General features: G+C 67.6%; 16 protein-coding genes. 10 read left to right on the plus strand and 6 right to left on the minus strand.

Annotated features, from left to right (window positions below; all coding sequences use genetic code 11):
* The first annotated feature begins 45 nt into the window (after positions 1–45).
* Positions 46–2,940 carry an autotransporter family protein gene (locus ADE01S_RS26925; RefSeq protein WP_062684837.1) on the plus strand — a complete coding sequence of 965 codons (2,895 nt, stop codon included), beginning with the start codon at positions 46–48 and terminating at the stop codon, positions 2,938–2,940.
* A 34-nt stretch (positions 2,941–2,974) separates the two neighbouring features.
* On the opposite strand, the gene proP is transcribed toward ADE01S_RS26925, so the two are convergent.
* Positions 2,975–4,507 (minus strand): glycine betaine/L-proline transporter ProP, encoded by a 1,533-nt coding sequence (gene proP, locus ADE01S_RS26930; protein ID WP_062684838.1) that lies wholly within the window; start codon positions 4,505–4,507, stop codon positions 2,975–2,977.
* A gap of 247 nt (positions 4,508–4,754) precedes the next feature.
* On the opposite strand from proP, the gene ADE01S_RS26935 reads away from it, so the two are divergent.
* Entirely contained in the window at positions 4,755–5,765 is a 1,011-nt protein-coding gene (locus ADE01S_RS26935) for a TerC family protein (RefSeq protein WP_062684839.1), read from the plus strand.
* Positions 5,762–6,181: a universal stress protein gene (locus ADE01S_RS26940; protein ID WP_062684840.1), complete on the plus strand. Its 420-nt coding sequence runs from the start codon at positions 5,762–5,764 to the stop codon at positions 6,179–6,181. The genes ADE01S_RS26935 and ADE01S_RS26940 overlap by 4 nt, the downstream gene beginning before the upstream one ends.
* Positions 6,182–6,197: 16 nt before the next feature.
* Here ADE01S_RS26940 and ADE01S_RS26945 read toward each other — a convergent pair whose 3' ends face one another.
* The gene (locus tag ADE01S_RS26945) at positions 6,198–7,250 is read right to left on the minus strand and encodes a DnaJ domain-containing protein (protein WP_131828758.1); all 1,053 of its coding nucleotides are present in this window, start codon (positions 7,248–7,250) and stop codon (positions 6,198–6,200) included.
* 169 nt (positions 7,251–7,419) lie between these two features.
* Here ADE01S_RS26945 and ADE01S_RS26950 point away from each other — a divergent pair, with 169 nt between their 5' ends.
* The 4 genes from ADE01S_RS26950 to ADE01S_RS26965 all read left to right on the plus strand — a co-directional run bounded on the left by ADE01S_RS26950 (position 7,420) and on the right by ADE01S_RS26965 (position 10,182).
* Positions 7,420–8,196: a fused MFS/spermidine synthase gene (locus ADE01S_RS26950; protein ID WP_062684842.1), complete on the plus strand. Its 777-nt coding sequence runs from the start codon at positions 7,420–7,422 to the stop codon at positions 8,194–8,196.
* A 171-nt stretch (positions 8,197–8,367) separates the two neighbouring features.
* Positions 8,368–9,045, plus strand: coding sequence for a CsgG/HfaB family protein (locus ADE01S_RS26955; protein ID WP_087881470.1), 678 nt, complete (start codon positions 8,368–8,370; stop codon positions 9,043–9,045).
* 10 nt (positions 9,046–9,055) lie between these two features.
* A complete protein-coding gene (locus ADE01S_RS26960; RefSeq protein WP_062684844.1) occupies positions 9,056–9,529 on the plus strand; it encodes a DUF4810 domain-containing protein in 474 nt (157 codons plus the stop codon).
* A 2-nt stretch (positions 9,530–9,531) separates the two neighbouring features.
* Entirely contained in the window at positions 9,532–10,182 is a 651-nt protein-coding gene (locus ADE01S_RS26965; protein WP_370511520.1) for a DUF799 domain-containing protein, read from the plus strand.
* A 29-nt stretch (positions 10,183–10,211) separates the two neighbouring features.
* On the opposite strand, the gene ADE01S_RS26970 is transcribed toward ADE01S_RS26965, so the two are convergent.
* The 3 genes from ADE01S_RS26970 to ADE01S_RS26980 form a co-directional block, all read right to left on the minus strand.
* Entirely contained in the window at positions 10,212–12,194 is a 1,983-nt protein-coding gene (locus tag ADE01S_RS26970) for a hypothetical protein (protein WP_062684846.1), read from the minus strand.
* 139 nt (positions 12,195–12,333) lie between these two features.
* Positions 12,334–13,575, minus strand: a complete 1,242-nt coding sequence (locus ADE01S_RS26975; RefSeq protein WP_244983320.1) for an amidase — start codon at positions 13,573–13,575, stop codon at positions 12,334–12,336.
* Complete coding sequence (locus ADE01S_RS26980) at positions 13,572–14,564, minus strand: Bug family tripartite tricarboxylate transporter substrate binding protein (protein WP_062684847.1); 993 nt, start codon at positions 14,562–14,564, stop codon at positions 13,572–13,574. The genes ADE01S_RS26975 and ADE01S_RS26980 overlap by 4 nt, the downstream gene beginning before the upstream one ends.
* Before the next feature lie 121 nt (positions 14,565–14,685).
* On the opposite strand from ADE01S_RS26980, the gene ADE01S_RS26985 reads away from it, so the two are divergent.
* A complete protein-coding gene (locus ADE01S_RS26985; protein WP_062684848.1) occupies positions 14,686–15,627 on the plus strand; it encodes a LysR family transcriptional regulator in 942 nt (313 codons plus the stop codon).
* Here the strand turns inward: ADE01S_RS26985 and dkgB are convergent.
* The gene (gene dkgB / locus ADE01S_RS26990) at positions 15,624–16,427 is read right to left on the minus strand and encodes a 2,5-didehydrogluconate reductase DkgB (protein ID WP_062684849.1); all 804 of its coding nucleotides are present in this window, start codon (positions 16,425–16,427) and stop codon (positions 15,624–15,626) included. The genes ADE01S_RS26985 and dkgB overlap by 4 nt on opposite strands.
* A gap of 121 nt (positions 16,428–16,548) precedes the next feature.
* Here dkgB and ADE01S_RS26995 point away from each other — a divergent pair, with 121 nt between their 5' ends.
* Together ADE01S_RS26995 and ADE01S_RS27000 are read left to right on the plus strand one after the other, a co-directional pair.
* Positions 16,549–17,448, plus strand: coding sequence for a LysR substrate-binding domain-containing protein (locus ADE01S_RS26995; protein WP_062684850.1), 900 nt, complete (start codon positions 16,549–16,551; stop codon positions 17,446–17,448).
* Positions 17,449–17,461: 13 nt separating this feature from the next.
* Positions 17,462–18,124, plus strand: coding sequence for a hypothetical protein (locus tag ADE01S_RS27000; protein WP_062684851.1), 663 nt, complete (start codon positions 17,462–17,464; stop codon positions 18,122–18,124).
* Positions 18,125–18,299: the final 175 nt, after the last annotated feature.

The following is an 18,299-nucleotide window of genomic DNA, read 5'->3' on the forward strand; positions in this document are numbered from 1 at the left end:
AATGATTTGGGGTCGGGCTATTAATCGAGATAGGGAGGAATCACGTTGATACATGGCACAAAGAGGTGGCTGACGGCGACGCTCGCGCTGAGCGCGTCCTACGGCGGTAGCGTTGCGGCTGCGGACCTGACCGTTGGGTCGGGCAATATGCAGGTATTCGACGGCTCGGCCAACTTCCCCGGCGGAGTGGACGTCAATGGGGGCACGGTGGTGATCGGCGGCAACGGCGGCGGAGCCGGCGTCACCCTCGGCGGGAACGTATCCGCGACCTCGAACGGCACCGTCGCAGGCTTCGGTTCGATCAACGGCGATCTCAACGTGTCGGGCAATGCGCGCGTCGCGCCCGGCTATGCCGCGGGCACGCCGACCGGCGTCTCCAACGGCAATCTCGTCGTCAACGGCAACCTGTCGATGAACAATGCCGTGTTCGACTTCGAGACCGGCTTCGCGGGACTGCCCATCACGCAACCCGGCACCGGCGACAACATCACCGTGCGCGGCGATGCCGTCATCAACAACACGACGCTGAACGTCTCGGTCAATACCTATGGCGTGAACGGCGGCTACTACCGGATCATGTCGTACGGCGGCGCCTTGAGCGGCAACGGCCTGACGCTGGGCACGGTCACCGGCTATGTGCAGCCCGGCGCGACCCTCCAGTCGCTGACCGGCGACAAGCAGATCAACCTCATCCTGGGGCCGAACACCACCAACCTGTGGAACGGCAACGGCGCCGCGTCGGCCACCCGGGCCGGCGGCGGCAGCGGCACCTGGAGCGCGGCCGGCACGAACTGGAACAGTCCGACCAACGCCACGGGCGCCCTGCCCGACGGCGGCTACGCCATCTTCACCGGCGCGGCCGGCGTGGTGAACGTCGACGGCGGCGCGGGCCCCGTGCGTGTGTCGGGCATCCAGTTCGCCACCGACCGTTATCGCGTGCAAGGCGCGCCCATCACCCTGGTGGCCAACGGCACCAACCCGCCGGCCATTGTGGTGGGCGACGGCACCTATGCCTCCGGCCAGTTCGTCGACACCATCGACAACCCGCTGCAAGGCACCCAGGGCTTCGTGAAGACCGGCCCGGGATCGCTGATCCTGACCGCCGACAGCAGCGGCCTGAGCGGCCCCATCCTGATCGCCGACGGCGCGCTGGAAATCGACGGCAAGTTGAACGGCCCTCTCGATATCGGCCGCGAAGTGGTGCTGGCGGGCGTGGGCCAGGTGGGCACCACCACCCTCTATCCCACGGCGGTGGTGTCCCCGGGCAACGATGGCTCGCCCATGGGCACGCTTACCGTCAACGGCAATCTCACCTTCGGCCAGGACGCGATCTACCGCGTGCATGCCGATCCGGCCAGCAGCGCGAGTGACCGCATCCACGTCACCGGCATCGCCTACCTGGACGGCACCGTGGCGCACGTGGGCCCCGACGGCAACTATGCGCCGCGCACCACGTACAACATCCTGACCGCGGATGGCGGCATCCAGGGCCGGTTTACGGGTGCATCGAGCTCGTACGCGTTCCTGACGCCCACGCTCAGCTACGACGCGAAGAATGCGTTCATGACGCTGACGCGCAATGACGTGCCCATCGGCAGCATCGGCGGCACGGAGAACGAGAGCAGCGTTGGCGGCGCGCTGGATCAGGAGGATCCGCCCGCGGCCGGGAACGGCTCCGCGTCGACCGGCAACGGATCGGCGTCCAACGGCAATGGCTCCACGTCCACCGGCAATGGCGCCGCCTCGACCGGCAACGGTTCCGCCTCGGCCGGCAATGCGTCGTCGACGACCGGAACCGCGCCGGCGCCGGCCGGCGCCGGGTCGTCCGTGGTCGGCAGCGGCATCGCGGCGGCCAAGACGACCGGCGCTGGCCAGGTTACGTCGGCCGTCCTGGCCATGACGCCGGGCGAAGCGCGCACGGCCTTGAAGATGCTGTCCGGCGAGGCGTACGCGAGCACCGCCAGCGTGTTGCAGAGCCAGGGAGACACGGTCCGCGCGCTGCCGCTGGCCCATCTGCGCGGCAACCTCGACGCGCCGGTTCGCGCCGGACGGCCCACGGCCCAGCTGGGCTCGCCGTCGCCCGACGCCTTGCCGCAAAGCGGCGCATCGCCGGTCTGGGCGCAAGCGTTCGGCAACTGGAGCACGTTCGGGAGCGATGGCAACGCGTCGAGCGTGACGCAATCGTCCGGCGGTCTCTTCGTCGGCGGCGACGGCGCCGTGGGCGGCGGCTGGCGCATGGGCGGCGCGCTCGGCTATGTCGGCAGCCACAACTCGATCGACGACGTGTCGTCGCGCAGCAATGTCGACAGCTATACGGCAACCGTGTTCGGCGGCCGTAACTTCCAAGCCGGCGCGGGCCATTTCCGCTTCATGGCGGGCGCGGCTTACACCTGGCACGACATCGATGCGAAACGCGATGTGGTGGCCGGCAGCTTGAACCAGCGGCTCGAATCGTCCTATCACGCGTCGTCGACGCAAGTGTTCACCGAGCTGGGCTACAACCTGCCGCTGGGCGATGCGTACACCATCGAACCCTACGCCGGCCTGGCGTGGAACCAGGTTCGCACGCGCGGCTTCGAGGAATCCGGCGGCACGGCTGCCCTGCGCGGCGCGGGAAGCTCCGACGACGTGACGAGCACCACGCTGGGCCTGCGCGGCGCCTGGGAGTTCGGCTCCGATCAGGCGCCGGGTCGCCTGACCGCGAACCTGGGCTGGCGCCACGCCATGGGCGATGTGAAGCCCACGCAGGTGCTGGCGTTAGAGGGCGGCAGCAACTTCTCGGTGACGGGCGTTCCGATCGCGCGCGACGCGGCGGTGCTCGGACTGGGCGTCGAAATGGCCATCACGCGCAATACGACGGCCGGTGTCGCCTACGACGCGCAGTTCGGCGGCGGCAACCGGCAGCAGGCCGGCGTGCTCAAGCTGGCCATGCGCTTCTGATGCGGCGCGCGGTCCTTTTCGGGGCCGCGCCGCTTCATTCCAGGTCGGGATGGCGGTCCGCGAGGCGTTGGCGGCGTTCCCGCAGCGCCTCCAGTTTTTCCTCCAGTTCGGCGATCTCCGCTTCGACGTCCAGCACGCTCTGTTCGATGTGCTCGTGGGCCTGTTGCAGCAGGGCGCGAGCTTCGTGGCGGCTCGATGCGGTCGGGGTGTCGCCGCGCAGCGGACGGTTCGCGGTCTCGGGCAGGTAGAACGAGGTGAAGATGCCGATCAGGGACGCGGCCATCAGGTAGTAGGCGGGCATCATCAGGTTGCCGGTTTCCTCCACCAGCCATGCGGCCACGGTGGGCGTGAGGCCGGCGGCGATGATGGCCACGTTGAAGGAACTGGCCAGCGCGCTGTACCGGATGCGCGTCGGAAATAGCGCGGGCAGCGTGGACGCCATGACGCCGGTGAGGCAGTTGAGGAACACGGCGATGAACAGCAGGCCCAGGAAAATCAGGCCGGTGTTGTCGCTGCCGACGAACATGAAGGCGGGCACCGCGATCAGCAGCAGGCCGACGCTGCCGACTCGCAGGAACGGCTTGCGCCCGATCTTGTCGCTGAAGAAGCCGACCACGGGCTGCACGAACAGCATGCCGATCATGACGACTACGATGATGAGCACGCCGTGCTCCTCGGAGTAGCCCAGGCTGCTCGACAGGTAGGTGGGCATGTAGGTCAGCAGCATGTAGTAGGTGATGTTGGTCACCAGCACCATGCCGATGCAGACGAGCAGCGCTTTGCGGTACTTGGAGAAAATCTCGCGGAAGGACACGGCGGGCCGTTCCTGGACGGCATCGCGGTCTTCCTGTTCCATCTTCTCCAGCTGCTGCGTGAACGCGGGGGTTTCTTCGGCGGCATGGCGCAGGTACAGGCCCAGCAGCCCCAGCGGGCCGGCCACGAAGAACGGCGCCCGCCAGCCCCACTCCAGGAAGGTGCGTTCGCCGAGCGTGGCCTGCAGCAGCACGACCAGGCCCGCGCCGAGCACGAAGCCGGCGATGGAGCCGAAATCCAGCCAGCTGCCGAGGAAGCCGCGGCGGCGGTCGGGCGCGTACTCGGCGACGAAGACCGCGGCCCCGGTGTATTCGCCGCCGACCGAGAAGCCCTGGGCGAGCTTGCACAGCAACAGCAGGACCGGCGCCCACAGGCCGATGGATTCGTAGGAGGGAATCAGCCCGATGCAGAAGGTGCTGATGGCCATGATGATGATGGTCAGGGACAGCACCTTTTGTCGCCCGAAGCGGTCGCCCATCACGCCGAAGAATACGCCGCCCAGCGGCCGCACGAGGAACGGCACCGAGAAGGTGCCGAGCGCGGCGATGGTCTGCACGGCGGGCGAGGCGTCGGGGAAGAACACCTTGCCCAGCGCGAAGGCGACGAAGCCGTAGACGCCGAAGTCGAACCACTCCATCGCATTGCCGAGCGCGGCGGCCGTGACCGCCTTCTTGAGCTTGGTGTTGTCGATGACGGTGATGTCGCCGATTTCCAAGGGCCGGACCTGCTGCGACGCCGGGGATATCTCTGCCATGAGTCAGCCTCCCGTTGTTTGCCAGGCGTGGGGCCGCGCCTGGCGCTCCTCAAGCGAAAATTCTACCCCTGCCCGCGCCGTTCCGGCCCCCGGCGGCATCGTCTCGTCACGTTCGGAAAAGCCTGACTATCAATTCGTCATATGCGAATTGTTCGGAAAATCCCGCTGCTCTAGACTGGATTCGTGCAATTGCCGCGCGCCGCGGGCCGCCGTTTTCGCGGCGCCCGGGCGATGGCGGGAGGCGTAGATGAGCCAGGTCGAGACCTTTGCCACCCTGCCGATGTGGGTGGGCTTCGTCGGGTTCGTGCTGGTCGTGCTGGCAGTGGACCTGTACGTGCTGGGCGGCAGGCATGCGCACCGCGTCTCGTCGCGGGAAGCGCTTTGCTGGGTCCTTGCCTGGATGACGCTCGCCGCGCTGTTCGGCGGCCTCATGTGGTGGTACCTGGACGCCACGCTCGGCCGCGCCGTGGCGCATCGCAAGACGCTGGAGTTCTTCACCGGCTACCTGATCGAACTGTCCCTGTCCGTGGACAACATGTTCGTGTTCTCGCTGATATTCGGGTACTTCGCGGTGCCGCTGGAACTGCAACGCCGCGTGCTGCTGTACGGCGTGCTCGGGGCCATCGTAATGCGCGTGTCCATGATCCTCGCCGGCGTGTGGCTGCTGGCGCAATTCTCGTGGCTGTTCTATGTGTTCGGGGCGCTGCTGGTCGTGACCGGGGCCAGGATGCTGGCCCACGCGGACCATGCGCCGGACATCGCGCGCAACCCGCTGGTGCGCCTGCTGCGCGCCTCCATGCGGATCACCAAGGACTATCATGGAGAGTCGTTCTTCGTGTACGTGAACGGCTTGCGGTACGCCACGCCGATGTTCGTGGTGCTGCTGATGGTGGAGGCGAGCGACGCGGTGTTCGCCGTCGACAGCATCCCCGCGATCTTCGCCGTCACTACCGATCCCTTCCTGGTGTTTACGTCCAATATCTTCGCCATCATGGGCCTGCGGGCGATGTACTTCCTGCTGGCCGACATGCGCGAACGCTTCTTCTATCTCAAGCATGGGCTGTCCGTCGTGCTCATCGTCATCGGCGCCAAGATGCTGGCCGCGCCGTGGGTCCACGTGCCCGTGCAGTGGTCGCTTGGGGCAGTTGGCCTTATCCTGTTGGCGTCCGTGGGCGCCAGCCTGATCCTGCCCGGACGGACGGCGGCACGCGCCGCGCGTCCCAAGGCCAAAGCGTCAAAAACCGGAGATCCGCCATGAACACGATCATTCTTGCCACCGATGGGTCGAGCTACAGCGATGCCGCAGCGCGCTACTTGGTCGGGAGCCCCCTGCTCAACCGGGATTTCATCGTGCACGTGGTGCACTGCGAACCCGACGTGACGGGCGACGTGCAGGCCTTCATCGGCAAGGCGGACATCGACGCCTGGCATCACGAAGAAAGCGGCAAGGCGATGAAGTCGGTGGTCGACATCCTGACCGCCGGCAATGTGGCGTTCGAATGCCACGAACTGACGGGCCACGCCGCCGAGAAGATCGTCGAGTACGCGGCCAAGTCGGGTGCCGCCGCGATCGTGATGGGCTCGCATCACCGGGGGCAGTTCCTCGACGCCGTGCTGAGGTCGGTCTGCGGCCGGATCGTCGCCACCGCGCCGTGCCCGGTCCTGCTGATCTAGCGACGCCCGGCGGGCGCTAGCAGGTCAGCTTGAGCTGGTAGCGCCCGCCGTCGTCGCGTTCCAGGCGCACGCGGTCGAAGCGCAGCGTCCGCCCGTCCAGCGTGTAGGTCGCGTCGGTGTCGTCATCGTCGCGTCCGCGCCAGACGATCTTCCGGTCCAGCGTTTCGGCGTAGTAGTAGAAGATCGCGTTCGACGACGCGATCTGCCCCAGGTCGCCGCGCAGGGCGGTCGAACTCAGGGAGTCCACGTCCCACCACCCCTCGGTGCGCCAGGTGCCGCCGTCGGGCAGGTAGTGCACGGCGAACCGAAGGGTCTTGCCGCAAGCATTCTCGATCGTCAGGACGGCGGGCTTGGGCGGCGCCGGCTTGGTGTCGTCGCGCCGGGCCGCCTGCACCTGGCTTTGCTGGGCGTTCAGGCCCAGGCCGTAGTAGGCGACCGCGCCGCCCACCAGCAGCACGGCCGCCACGCCGGTCACGACCTGCCGGACGGTCTTCTGGCGCATGTGCTCGGTATAGCGCTGCTCCAGGACGCGGGTGTCGTTCTGGCGCAGCAGGCTCGCCCGGTATTTGTCGCGGGCGGAGTTGGTGATGGCGGAGGCGCCGGCCAGCATGATGAGCAGCGCGATGTAGCGGTATTCCTTGACGAACTTATCCAGCGCGGGCACGAAGCCCGTCACCGCGCCCAGCAGCAGCAGGCATCCGACGAAAGCGAGCGGCCAGACCCAGAAATTCCGGCCCTTGGCGATTTCGGCGGCATAGTAGTCGCGCAGCGTGTCAGGAGAATCGGCGCCCGGAGGGGGAGCGCCCGCGGAGCCTCCGCCGCTGGCGGGGCGCGCCGCGCGCTGCTGGGTGATCCACGCGTCATGTTCCTGGCGCCGCTGCGGATCCGACAGCACCGCGTAGGCTTCGTTCAGGCGCTCCATGACGCGCCTGGCCTCCTCGGCCTTGTCGGGATTCTTGTCAGGATGCCATTTCTGCGACAGATAGCGGTACGCGCCGCGGATGACCTCCGCGCTGGCGTTCTCCGAGACCTGCAGCGTGTCGTAATGGGTAGGAGGATTGCCTGCCATGGCCTTGGTCCGCATGACGAAGCCGGGGGCTGGCTTCGCGCAGGCCGAGCTTACCCGCCAAGGCTCGCGGCCGACATCCGCCAAATGGATGAGGGCAGCCGCTGTGGATCGGCCCCGCGCCGCGCCGGGTGGTATCTTCTCTCCGTTTCCCGGCAATACGCTACGCCCCATGTCAGACCCTCGCATTCCCGCCGATCCCCCGTTGTCCGAGGCGCCCGCGGGCCGCCCCAGGCCCTTCGTCCGGGATTACGGCACGAAACGGACCCTGCATTTCACCGATAAGGAAATCCAGAGCAGCATGTCCCTGCTCAATCCCGATGCGCTCGACCTGGAATACACGCGGATGATGATGGGCTTCGTGCTGTTCAACCCGCAACCCGACCGCATCCTGATGGTCGGCCTGGGCGGGGGCTCGTTGCCGAAGTTCTGCCACCGCCACCTCGTCCGCACCGAGATCGAGGTGATCGAGATCGATCCCGACGTCATCGCCCTGCGCGACGCCTTCATGGTGCCGCCCGACGGCGACCGCTTCCGGGTGATCCAGGCCGACGCTGCCGAATACCTGCGCGCCGCCGAGGACCACGCCGACGTGATCTTCCTGGATGGATTCGGCGTGGGGGGCATTCCCGATGCGCTGTGTTCGGCGGCTTTCTACGCCGATTGCTTCCGCGCCTTGCGCGAGAACGGCATCCTCGTGATCAATTTCCACGTGAACCACCCGGACCACCATGAATACATGGATCGGGTGCGGGAGGCCTTTGGTCCGTCCCTTTTTGAAGTGGTGGACGACGACATGACCAACAGCATCGTGTTCGCCTGCAAGGGCGACCTGCTGGACGATCCGGGCACCGCGACGCTCACCCGGCCGGCCGCCATCTCCAAGGATGCCTGGCGCCAGTTGATGCCGACCCTGCGCGTCATCGACGCGACCCTGGAACTCCGGTAGCGGAGGGGGCGCCGGGCGTCCGGCCTGGCGCAATCCAACGGAAAGACCGGACTCTTCCCAGTATTTCAATTCGTTTCCATTCTATTCAGTTGTTTATAATTCGGGCTCGACTAAACAGAGACGGACGCCGTCCCGCGCAACGACGAGGGGGGCCGGCTGGAGAGAGCGATGATGTTGAAACGGGTTGCAGGAATCGGAGCGGCGGTCGTGTTGTCCGCCCTGGCGGCGGGGTGCGCCACGGAACGTTCGCAGGCCTTGGCCGTGCCGGCCGTGGCGGCGGCAAGCAAGCCCTACCAGGGCGTGCGCAGTCCCATTTCGGTAGGCAAGTTCGATAACCGCACGAATTACCTCCGCGGAGTGTTCTCCGACGGCGTGGACCGGCTCGGCGGCCAGGCCAAGACCATCGTCGTGAGCCACCTTCAGCGCAGCGGCCGCTTCCAGGTGATGGACCGCGACAACCTGTCCGAGATCGCCCAGGAAGCCGGCTTCAACAAAAAGGCCAGCCAAATCAAGGGCGCGCGCTACGTGGTGACCGGCGACGTAACGGCCTTCGGCCGCAAGGTCACGGGCGACCAGCAGCTTTTCGGCATCCTGGGCCGCAGCAAGGAACAGGTGGCCTACGCCAAGGTCGATCTGAACGTGGTCGACGTGGCGACCTCCGAAGTGGTCTATTCCACCTCCGGCGCGGGCGAGTACGCGCTGTCCAACCGTGAAGTCATCGGCTTCGGCGGCACCGCCGGCTACGACTCGACGCTCAACGGCAAGGTGCTGGACCTGGCCATCCGCGAAGCCGTCGACCGCCTGGTCGAGGGCATCGAGCAAGGCGCCTGGCAACCTGCCGTCCAATAAGGGGAGCGTGATGTCGAATTTTCCGATCCGGCGCGCGGCTCGCGGCCTGGCCATTGCGGCCGTCGCGGGCCTGCTGAGCGCCTGCGTGCAGCAGCCCAAGTCCATGTACAGCTGGGAGGCTTACCAGCCCACCGTCTACGCCTATCTGCAGGATGATGGCGCGGACCACGCGGTGCAGGCCCAGGCCCTGGAAAAGAACGCCGAAACCGCGCGGGCGTCCAGCGTGGAACTGCCGCCCGGATTCCGCGCGCATCTGGGCATGCTGTATTTGAAGATGGGCGACGGCAACAAGGCGCTGGAGCAACTGCAGGGCGAGAAGGTGGCCTTTCCCGAATCTTCGCCGTTCATGGATTTCCTGATGCGCAACGTGGGCAAGACGCCCGCGGAGCAACAGCAACCGCAAGCCGCCGCGTCCGACGCGCAAGCGCCCGCCTCCACCCCGGCGGCGCCGTCGGAAGCAACCCTATCGAAGAAAGGATCCTGATGATGTCCACGATACTTCGTATCGGCGTGCTGGCGATGGTCGCCCTGTTGGCCGGCTGCGCGGCTCCGCGCCAAAACGTCGATTACACGGCTTTCCGCGAAAGCAAGCCGGCTTCCATCCTGGTCTTGCCGCCCGTGAACACCTCGGTCGACGTGGCCGCCACCGCGGCCGTGCTGTCGCAGGCCACCCGCCCCTTGGCCGAGTCCGGCTACTACGTCGTGCCGGTGGGCGTGATGGAAGAGACCTTCAAGCAGAACGGCATGCAGTCGGCCGACGAGATCCGGGAGCTGCCGGCCGTCAAGCTGCGCGAGATCTTCGGGGCTGACGCCGCGCTCTACATGACCGTCAAGCAATACGGCTCTTCCTATGCCGTCGTGGCGAGTTCCATCACCGTGGAGATCGACGCCGAACTGATCGACCTGCGCAACGGCGCCAAGCTGTGGAGCGGCAGCCAGAAGGTGGTGCAGGGCAACAACAATAGCAGCGGCGGCCTGTTGGGCATGCTGGTCCAGGCGATGGTGGATCAGATCGTCAACACGCTCTCCGACCGCAGCTATGGCGTGGCGGGCATGACGAACACCATGCTGCTCACCGCCGGCCAGCCCGGCGGCCTCCTGTACGGCCCCCGTTCGCCGCGCTACGACACGCAGTAGCCAGGCGCTGAGCCGGCGGCCCCGCCGGCTCAGCGCTTGATGAAGGCGATCACCTGCTGCTGGGTGCCTTTGTCGTTGTCGAAGCCGCCATGCGTGCTGGAGGCTACCGGCGGCCCGCCTCCCGGCGGATTGCCGCCGGCCGGCGACACATGAACGGCGTCGCAGGCAATGCCGGCATCGCGGAAGTAGCGCTCCATGCCCAGCAGCGGCGTGGTGGTGCCGCCTTCGAAGGATTCGCTCACCAGGTATAGCAGCGACCGGCGGTACGGGCCGCAGGTGGGATCGTCTTCCTCCGCGCGGTCCGACAGGTGGAACTGCTGGTACCGCTTGACCCGGGTCTTCAGGTTGGGCACGACCAGCCGGCGGAAAGTGTCCAGGGTGACCGCCGGGGCCATCAGGCTCAGCGACTCCAGCTCGCCGCCGTCGGCCGCCAGCCGGTGGACGAAGTGGCTGGCGACGATGGCGCCGGCCGAATGGCCGACGATGTGCAGCCGCACCCGGCCCCGGCTGACGTGCGACTTGAAATGCTGGTACAGCATGATCATCGCGGCCTCTTCCTGGGCCATGCCCTTGGGAGCCGGTTCGCTCATCGCCTGGGCGTTCTGCTTCATTTCCCCCCAGATCACCGTGCCCGGCCGCGCCAGCCAGCGTTCCAGTCGCTGGTTCCACCAGCGCTCCAGCCGTTCGCCCAGGCCGCCCGTCGTGCGGGGCACGTTGTTGGCGGCATCCTGGATGATGTTCTTCACGGTGGTGATGAAATCGGTCTCCCACATCAGGAAGACCGGGAAGATCTGCTTCTCATAGAGCAGGGGAATCCATTCGGCCGCCGCCTGCGCCGCGGCTTCTTCCCCGACCAGTCCGCCGTGCGCGTAGACGCAAACGTCCATCGGCTTGTCTTTCAAGCCCCACGTCTCGCGCGCGGCGTTCATGTGTACGTCGACGATGGCGCGCCGGTCGTCCGGCGTGGTCCTGAAGGCGCCGCTGTTGCTGAGCTTGCCGTTGTTGCCGATGTTGACGATGAACGGCGAGATCTCGCGATTGCGCAGCACCGTGCCCGCCGCGAGCATGACTTTCTTGCCGTCGGTGCGCAGGCTGATGCTGTGGGAGATCCGCTCGTGTTCGTGCGTGACGACGCCCAGCTGGACCACCCAGCAGTCCATGGCGTTGCGCATCCAATCGTCGTAGGTCAGCACCGCCATGCCGTGCGTGCCCCATTCCTCGCCCCAGGAGTTCTGGATCAGGAAGCCGTCCTGGGTGTAGCCCAGGATGACGAAGGCGTGGCCGTCCATCGCCGTCTCCTGGTCGTCGGCGGGGATGACCCAGAAGGGCTGCGCGGCGGGCGTGGCCGGCGCGGTCGGGGGCGTGATGCCGTGGCCGGCGTCCCAGCCGGCGTGGCAGCCCGCGCTGGCGTAGAGGATGCCCACCTCGTTGAGCGCCGCATGCATCTCGACGATGCTGCGCGTATCGATCCGGTAGTAGGCGCCCAGCGGTCGCCGCACCGCGTCCAGCCACCAGTCGTCCTCGGTGTCGTTGGCCGCGGCGGGCATCTCCAGGGTGGGGAACAAGGCCTGGGCGCAAGCGCCATGCTTGAACCAGCCCTTGAGCGCGCCGCGCAGGCTGGAGCCGTTGTCGTCGATGGAGCCGGGGAACTCATCGTAGCGCCGGGCCATGGAATACAGCATGAAGGGCGAGATCGCGGGACGCGGCTCGCGCTCCGATTTCCGCAGCAGGTACTCGACGACGGTCGACAGCGCGAAGCCGGTGCAGGCCGAGGTCTCTCCCTGGTGCTTCACCGTCAGCCCCATGGCGGGGATCATTTCCGTCTTGGGCGTGACCGAAATATTGGGATGGAAGGCGAGGTCGCGCCCATCGAAGGCGTCGGGCTTGGCGGAGCGGCGAAACGGCAGCGCCGGCGGGAGCTTGGGCGGCTTGCGGGGGCGCGGCGTCTTGCGCGCGGTGGTCTTGGCGGCCGCCTTCCCGACAGCCCGTCCCGCTTGCTTCCTGGCAGCCATGACGGCCTCCCTGGTTATCGGCCCCGTGGCGGGGCCGGCGTTGTTGGCAAGACGACATGACGACGCGCGGGGCTCGCCCGCTGCAGGGATGTATAGGCGGAGCCTGGCCCGTTCGCCAGTATCCGAAAGGATGACTCCGTTAATTCGTACCGGTGCTTTCATACCGCCGGCGGCGCGATTCGTCCGCGGCGATGCGCGCATGCCAGCGCGCGGCCCAACCGAGCAGGGCGTGGTCGTCGTCCGGCCGCGCCACCCACTGGACGCCGACCGGCAGGCCGAGCGCCGTGCGCGCCGTGGGCAGATGCAGCGCGGGCCAGCCCAGCAGCGACCACACGCGGTTGAAGACGGACGAACCGGTCGATTGCAGGCCTTGCGGGGCGGGGCCGGGCGCGCTGGGCGTGAGGATGAAATCGGCGTCGCCGAAGCGCAACACCCATTCGCGCGACAGGCGTTCGCGCGCCTGCTGCAGCCGGACGTAATCGGCATGCCCGATATCCAGGCCGCGTTTGAGCGCGTCGCGCAGCACCGGCGACATCAGGCCTGCCTGCGGGCTGCGCGCCAGCGGCAAGAGGCCCAGGGCGAGCTCGGCGTGCATGGTCTGCGTGTGGATATGCAGCAGCGTCTTCAGATCGTCGTCGAGATCGGGACGGACGACGGTGGCGCCGTGCTCGCGCAGCCGCGCCTCGCTATCGTCCAGCGCCTGCCGCGCATCGGGGTCGAGCCGGCCGATCGCGTCGCAGGCCAGCAGGGCCACGCGCGGCGCGCGCGCCGGTGCTTCCGGGGCCGCGCGGCCGGGCAGCAGCACCGAGGCCACGGCTTGCGATTGCGCCACGGTATTGCTGAACCAGCCTATGGTGTCCAGCGAGTCGCACAGCACGCTCATGCCCTGCCGGTGGATCCGGCCGAAGGTGGGCTTGAAGCCCACGACGCCGCAGAACGCCGCCGGCCGGATCATGGAACCGCCGGTCTGCGTGCCGAGCGCGATATCGATCATGCCGGCCGCGACGGCCGCCGCGGATCCGCTGGACGAGCCGCCCGGCGTGTGCGCGGGCTGGCGGGGATTGCGGGTGGGGCCGGGCGAGGCGTAGGCGAACTCGGCGGTGACGGTCTTGCCGATGGGCACCGCGCCCGCCGCGCGCAGCTGCGCCACGCAGGCGGCGTCCCAGCGCGCCGGCTCCGCGGCGGTGGCGGGCGAGCCCGAGCGCGTGGGCATGCCGGCGACGTCGATCACGTCCTTCACGCCTATCCCCACGCCCGCCAGCGCGCCCGGCGCGGCGGGCGGCAGCGGCAGGTCCGCCGCTTCGGCCAGCCATGCCCAGGCCTGGATGTCCGCGTCCCGCGCCTTGCTGCGGGACCATGCTGCATGCGCATCCAGCATCATTGGACCTTGATCTGCTTCTGGCGGATCAGTTGCGTCCAGCGCTCGCTTTCGCTGGCGATGAAGGCCTGGAACTGCTCGGGCGTGCCGCCCGCGACCTCGCCGCCTTGCGATTCGACGACGTCGCGATATTGCTTGTCCTGCAGCGCGCGGTTGATGTGTTCGTTCAAGGTCTTGACCACCTCGGGCGGGGTGCCGGCCGGGGCGATCACGCCGAACCAGTTGGACACGACCATGTCGGGCAGGCCCAGCTCCTTGAACGTGGGCACGCCGGGCAGCCCGGGCACGCGCTGGTCGGCGGCTACCGCCAGCATCTTGATGCGGGGCGTGGAGCCGGTCGCGTGCGGCAGGAAGAGGCTGGGCAGTTCGATGTAGAAGTCCACGTTGCCGGCGATGAGGTCATTGACCGCCGGCGCCCCGCCCCGATACGGAACGTGGGTGGCGTTCATGCCCGCCTGCTCCTTGAACAGCTCGGTGCTCAGGTGCGACGCGCTGCCGGCGCCGGTGGAGGCATAGTTCAGTTTTTCAGGGTTGCGCTTGGCGTCTTCGATCAGCGCGGCGGGGTTCGCGTAGGGCGATTTGTCGTTCACGCCCAGCGCCATGGGGCCGCGCTCGATGAGCGCAATGGGCGCGAGGTCGGCCGCCGGGTCGAAGGGCATGGTGTAGAGCGCCTTGTTGACCGCGAGCGGCGCGAAGTTGCCCAGGCCGATGGTGTAGCCATCGGGCTTGGCGGTGGCGATCTGGCCGGTGCCGATGTTGCCGCTGGCCCCCGGCTTGTTGTCCACCACGACCGGCACGCCCAGCGAGTCGCTCAGCTTTTGCGCGAGCTGGCGCGAGCGCGTGTCGGAGCTGCCGCCGGCCGCGTACGGCACGATGAACTTGATCGCCTGCGTGGGGTAGGCGGCCTGCGCCTGCGCGCCGGCCGAGGCCAGGGAGAAGCCGACGGCGAGGGCGCCAGCCAGCAGTTTGATGGTTGCGGTAGTCGTGCGCATTGCATTCCCCTGTGAGGCAGGGGAATCCACCCCCGGCGTTGATTGTCAGCGCATAGTAGGAAAGACCCTATTAGGTTGTCTAATACCTTATTCTCCCTTTATTAATTTGCTGGAAAAATAAATGTTGATCGACAGCCGATTGCTCCAGGTGTTCGCGGTGGTGGCCGAGGAACTGCATTTCGGCCGCGCCGCGCAACGCCTGCACTTGAGCCAGCCGCCGCTGAGCCAGAGCGTGCGCAAGCTGGAAGAAGCGTTGGGCGTGCAGTTGCTGGAACGGACGACCCGTTCGGTCCGCCTGACCTCGGCCGGCGCCGAGCTGCAGCGGCGCATCCGTCGGATGGAGACCGAGCACGAAGCCACCGTCCGCCAGGTGCGGCAGGCGGCCAGCGGCGAAGCCGGCCATCTGACCATCGGCCTGACGCCCAGCGCGGCCTACTCGAACGTGCCGCAGGCCCTGTTCGCGTTCCGCCGGCGGTATCCCGGCGTGGTGCTGGACCTTCTGGAAATGAACTCCAGCGAGATGCCGGACGCCCTGCACCGCCAGCGGCTGGACCTGGCGCTGCTGCGGCCGCCGTTCGCGGACGCGGACCTGGCGCCGGTGCCGCTGTATTCCGAACCGATGGTGCTGGCGTTGCGCAGCGATCATCCGCTGGCGGCCAAGCGCTGGGTGACGATGGCGCAGGTGCTGGACCTGCCGCTGGTGGGTTACGCGCGCGATCGCTCGCGCTATTTCAGCCAGGTGCTGCGGCAGATGATCGAGGCGGCGGGCAAGCCCGCCGACATCGTGCAGGAAAGCATGATCCCGACCATTCTTACCCTGGTCGAGGCCGGCTTCGGCGCGGCCGTGGTGCCGGCCTCATTGGGGCGGATGCGCATGGACATCCTGAGTTATGTCGGCATCCGGGGGCCGGGCGCGTTTCGCGCGGAGCTGGCCGCGGCGCGCCATCCCGACAATCCCAATCCGTCGATCGACGCGTTCGTGGCGATCATGCGGGAGATATCCGACAAGCATGTCGGAATGCGCGCCGGCCGCCCGCGGCCGGCCGGCGCTGCGGCGCTTTAGTCCCAGGCGGCGGCCAGTCCGTCGGGGCTGACTTCGCGGCCGTTGCGTTCCAGGGCCGCGATCTCGGCCATGTCGGCGTCCGTCAGGCGCAGTTGGCGGGCGAGCAGATTGCTGGCCAGGTTCTCGCGCTTGGTCGACGACGGGATCACCGCGTAGCCCAGTTGGAGCGCCCAGGCCAGGGTGACCTGCGCGGGCGTGGCGTTGTGGCGCCGCGCGATCTGGCCGATGACGGGGTCCTTCAGCACCTTGCCGTAGGCCAGGGTCATGTACGAAGTGACCTGGATGCCCTGTTCCTTCAGGAAGGCGGTGAGCTTGGCATTCTGCAGGTAGGGGCTGAGCTCGATCTGGTTGGTCGCGATCTGCTCCTTGCCCACGGCCGCGATGGCGGCGCGGGTTTCGGCGATGGGGAAGTTGGAAATCCCGATCTGGCGGGTGAGGCCTTGCGCCTTGGCGTCGGCCAGCGCCGTCATGGTTTCCTCGACCGACACGCCGTTGCCGGGCGCGGGCCAGTGGATCAGGGTCAGGTCGACGTAGTCGGTGCGCAATTTGGCCAGGCTGTCCTTCAGGCTGGGAACGAGCTTGCCGCGGCCGTAGTTGGGAACCCAGATCTTGGTCGTGACGAACAGGTCTTCGCGGGGCACGCCGGATTCGGCGATCGCCTGGCCGACCTCGGCTTCGTTTTCGTAGATTTGCGCGGTGTCGATGGCGCGGTAGCCCACGTCCAGCGCGTTGCGCACCGAATCGATAACGACCTGGCCCTGCAGGCGGAAGGTGCCGACGCCGAAGGCGGGAATGCTCATGTAAAACTCCTGGTGGTTCGGGTAGCCAGGCGGAGGTGCCTGGGAATGCATTCAGTGTGCCCGTCTAATACTTGCGAAAAAAGTCCGGTATCGGCGAAATACTTTTGATATAAATGCAAATATGAAGACGACGCTCGACGAAATGCAGGTCTTTATCGCCGTCGTGGACAGCGGCTCCATTACCGCTGCCGCGGACGTGCTGGGCCAGACCATCTCCGCCACCAGCCGGACCATGAGCCGGCTGGAGGAAAAGCTGCAGACCACGCTGATGCGCCGCACGACGCGAAGGCTGGCGCTCACCGAGGAAGGCCGGGCCTACCTGGAGCAGGCCCGCAGGATCGTGGCGGCCGTGGAAGAGACCGAGGAAATGATGAGCCTGCGCCGCAACCAGCCGGCCGGATTGCTGCGGGTGGACGCGGCCTCGCCCTTCATGCTGCACGTGGTGGTGCCGCTGGTGCCGGGCTATTGCCAGCGGTATCCGCAGGTGGAACTGGAGCTCAACAGCAACGAGGGCAATATCGACCTGCTGGAGCGGCGCACGGACCTGGCCATCCGCATCGGGCGGCTGAAGGACTCGTCGCTGCACGCGGTGCCCCTGGGCAGCAGCAAGCTGCGCGTGCTGGCCAGTCCCGCCTACCTGGAACAGCACGGGCAGCCCAAGAGCGTGGCGGACCTGGCCTCGCACACGCTGCTGGGTTTCAGCCAGCTGGAGCCGCTGAACGAATGGCCGCTGCTGGATGCTTCGGGCCAGCCGCTGCACGTGACGCCGGCGCTGCGCTCGTTCAGCGGCGAGACCTTGCGGCAGCTGGCGCTGAACGGCGCCGGCATCGTCTGCCTGTCCGACTTCATGACGCGCGGCGACCGCGAGTCGGGCGCCTTGCGGCAGCTCTTTCCCAAGCAGACGCTGGAGGTCAGGCAGCCGATCAACGCCGTCTATTACCGCAATACGGCGGTCTCCTCCCGCATCAAGTCCTTTATCGACCACATGACCGGGGCGCTGGGGGCGCGCGGGTTCGAGTAAGAAGGAGCGCGGCATGCGCAATCTGGACTTCACCTCCTGGCAGGGCCTGCTGTCGACCTTGCTGGGCCTGGCGCTGATCACACTGATCGGCGTGGGCATCCGCCTGGTGGTCATGCAGACGATCCAGCAGCGTCGCGCCCGCGAGAACCGCCAGATCAACGAGCGGCTGCGCACGCTGATCGCGGCCTACAAGACGCTGGGCGGTTCATTTACCGGCAACCTGGCGGTGGATCCGCGGCACCTGCGCGACCTGCGCCGCGAGGAAGCGGCGGCCGCTTCCAGCGGCGATCCCGTGGAGGCGCGGCCCGGCGGAGACCGCGCGCGCCGCATGCGCGACGCGACCGAGGCCGCCCTGTCGGACGTCATCCTGCTGGGCACCGAGGAACAGGTGCGGCTGGCGGCCAGGGCGGCGGCCGATCTGGTGGCGGGGCGGCCGGTGCACACTGCCGAACTGGTGGTGTCGCTGCGCAACTTCATCCGCCAGGTGCTGGACCTGGAGCCGGTTCCCGGGCAATTGCAGATCCCGAGGCAGGGCCCTGCCCGGCCGTCCGCGACGGGACGCGGCAAGGGCGACGGCGGCGGGAACTCGGGCAGGGGCGGAGGCGGTGGAGAAGGCGGCGCCGGCGGTGGCGGCATGATGATGGGCCTGAACCTGGACCCAGACCGGCATTCGTAGGATGGGTGGAGCGCGAGAGTTCTTAAGGAAGAACTCAAGTATCCAGCGCGCGAAACCCATGCGGCCGTGGGCAGACAGTGCCTGGCACCGGCCGGAAAACAACCGATTGCGGCCGCATGGGTTGCGCGCGCTGGAGAGCAATGCTCTCGCTTAAGAACTCTCGCGCTCCACCCAT

The sequence above is a fragment of the Achromobacter denitrificans NBRC 15125 genome (assembly GCF_001571365.1).
GTDB lineage: Bacteria > Pseudomonadota > Gammaproteobacteria > Burkholderiales > Burkholderiaceae_B > Achromobacter > Achromobacter denitrificans.

Excerpts from the sequence above, each read along its gene's own strand:
- proP (WP_062684838.1), bottom strand. The coding sequence starts at position 4,507 with ATGGCAGAGATATCCCCGGCGTCGCAGCAGGTCCGGCCCTTGGAAATC.
- ADE01S_RS26935 (WP_062684839.1), top strand. The coding sequence starts at position 4,755 with ATGAGCCAGGTCGAGACCTTTGCCACCCTGCCGATGTGGGTGGGCTTC.
- ADE01S_RS26940 (WP_062684840.1), top strand. The coding sequence starts at position 5,762 with ATGAACACGATCATTCTTGCCACCGATGGGTCGAGCTACAGCGATGCC.
- ADE01S_RS26945 (WP_131828758.1), bottom strand. The coding sequence starts at position 7,250 with ATGGCAGGCAATCCTCCTACCCATTACGACACGCTGCAGGTCTCGGAG.
- ADE01S_RS26950 (WP_062684842.1), top strand. The coding sequence starts at position 7,420 with ATGTCAGACCCTCGCATTCCCGCCGATCCCCCGTTGTCCGAGGCGCCC.
- ADE01S_RS26955 (WP_087881470.1), top strand. The coding sequence starts at position 8,368 with ATGTTGAAACGGGTTGCAGGAATCGGAGCGGCGGTCGTGTTGTCCGCC.
- ADE01S_RS26960 (WP_062684844.1), top strand. The coding sequence starts at position 9,056 with ATGTCGAATTTTCCGATCCGGCGCGCGGCTCGCGGCCTGGCCATTGCG.
- ADE01S_RS26965 (WP_370511520.1), top strand. The coding sequence starts at position 9,532 with ATGTCCACGATACTTCGTATCGGCGTGCTGGCGATGGTCGCCCTGTTG.
- ADE01S_RS26970 (WP_062684846.1), bottom strand. The coding sequence starts at position 12,194 with ATGGCTGCCAGGAAGCAAGCGGGACGGGCTGTCGGGAAGGCGGCCGCC.
- ADE01S_RS26975 (WP_244983320.1), bottom strand. The coding sequence starts at position 13,575 with ATGATGCTGGATGCGCATGCAGCATGGTCCCGCAGCAAGGCGCGGGAC.
- ADE01S_RS26980 (WP_062684847.1), bottom strand. The coding sequence starts at position 14,564 with ATGCGCACGACTACCGCAACCATCAAACTGCTGGCTGGCGCCCTCGCC.
- ADE01S_RS26985 (WP_062684848.1), top strand. The coding sequence starts at position 14,686 with ATGTTGATCGACAGCCGATTGCTCCAGGTGTTCGCGGTGGTGGCCGAG.
- dkgB (WP_062684849.1), bottom strand. The coding sequence starts at position 16,427 with ATGAGCATTCCCGCCTTCGGCGTCGGCACCTTCCGCCTGCAGGGCCAG.
- ADE01S_RS26995 (WP_062684850.1), top strand. The coding sequence starts at position 16,549 with ATGAAGACGACGCTCGACGAAATGCAGGTCTTTATCGCCGTCGTGGAC.
- ADE01S_RS27000 (WP_062684851.1), top strand. The coding sequence starts at position 17,462 with ATGCGCAATCTGGACTTCACCTCCTGGCAGGGCCTGCTGTCGACCTTG.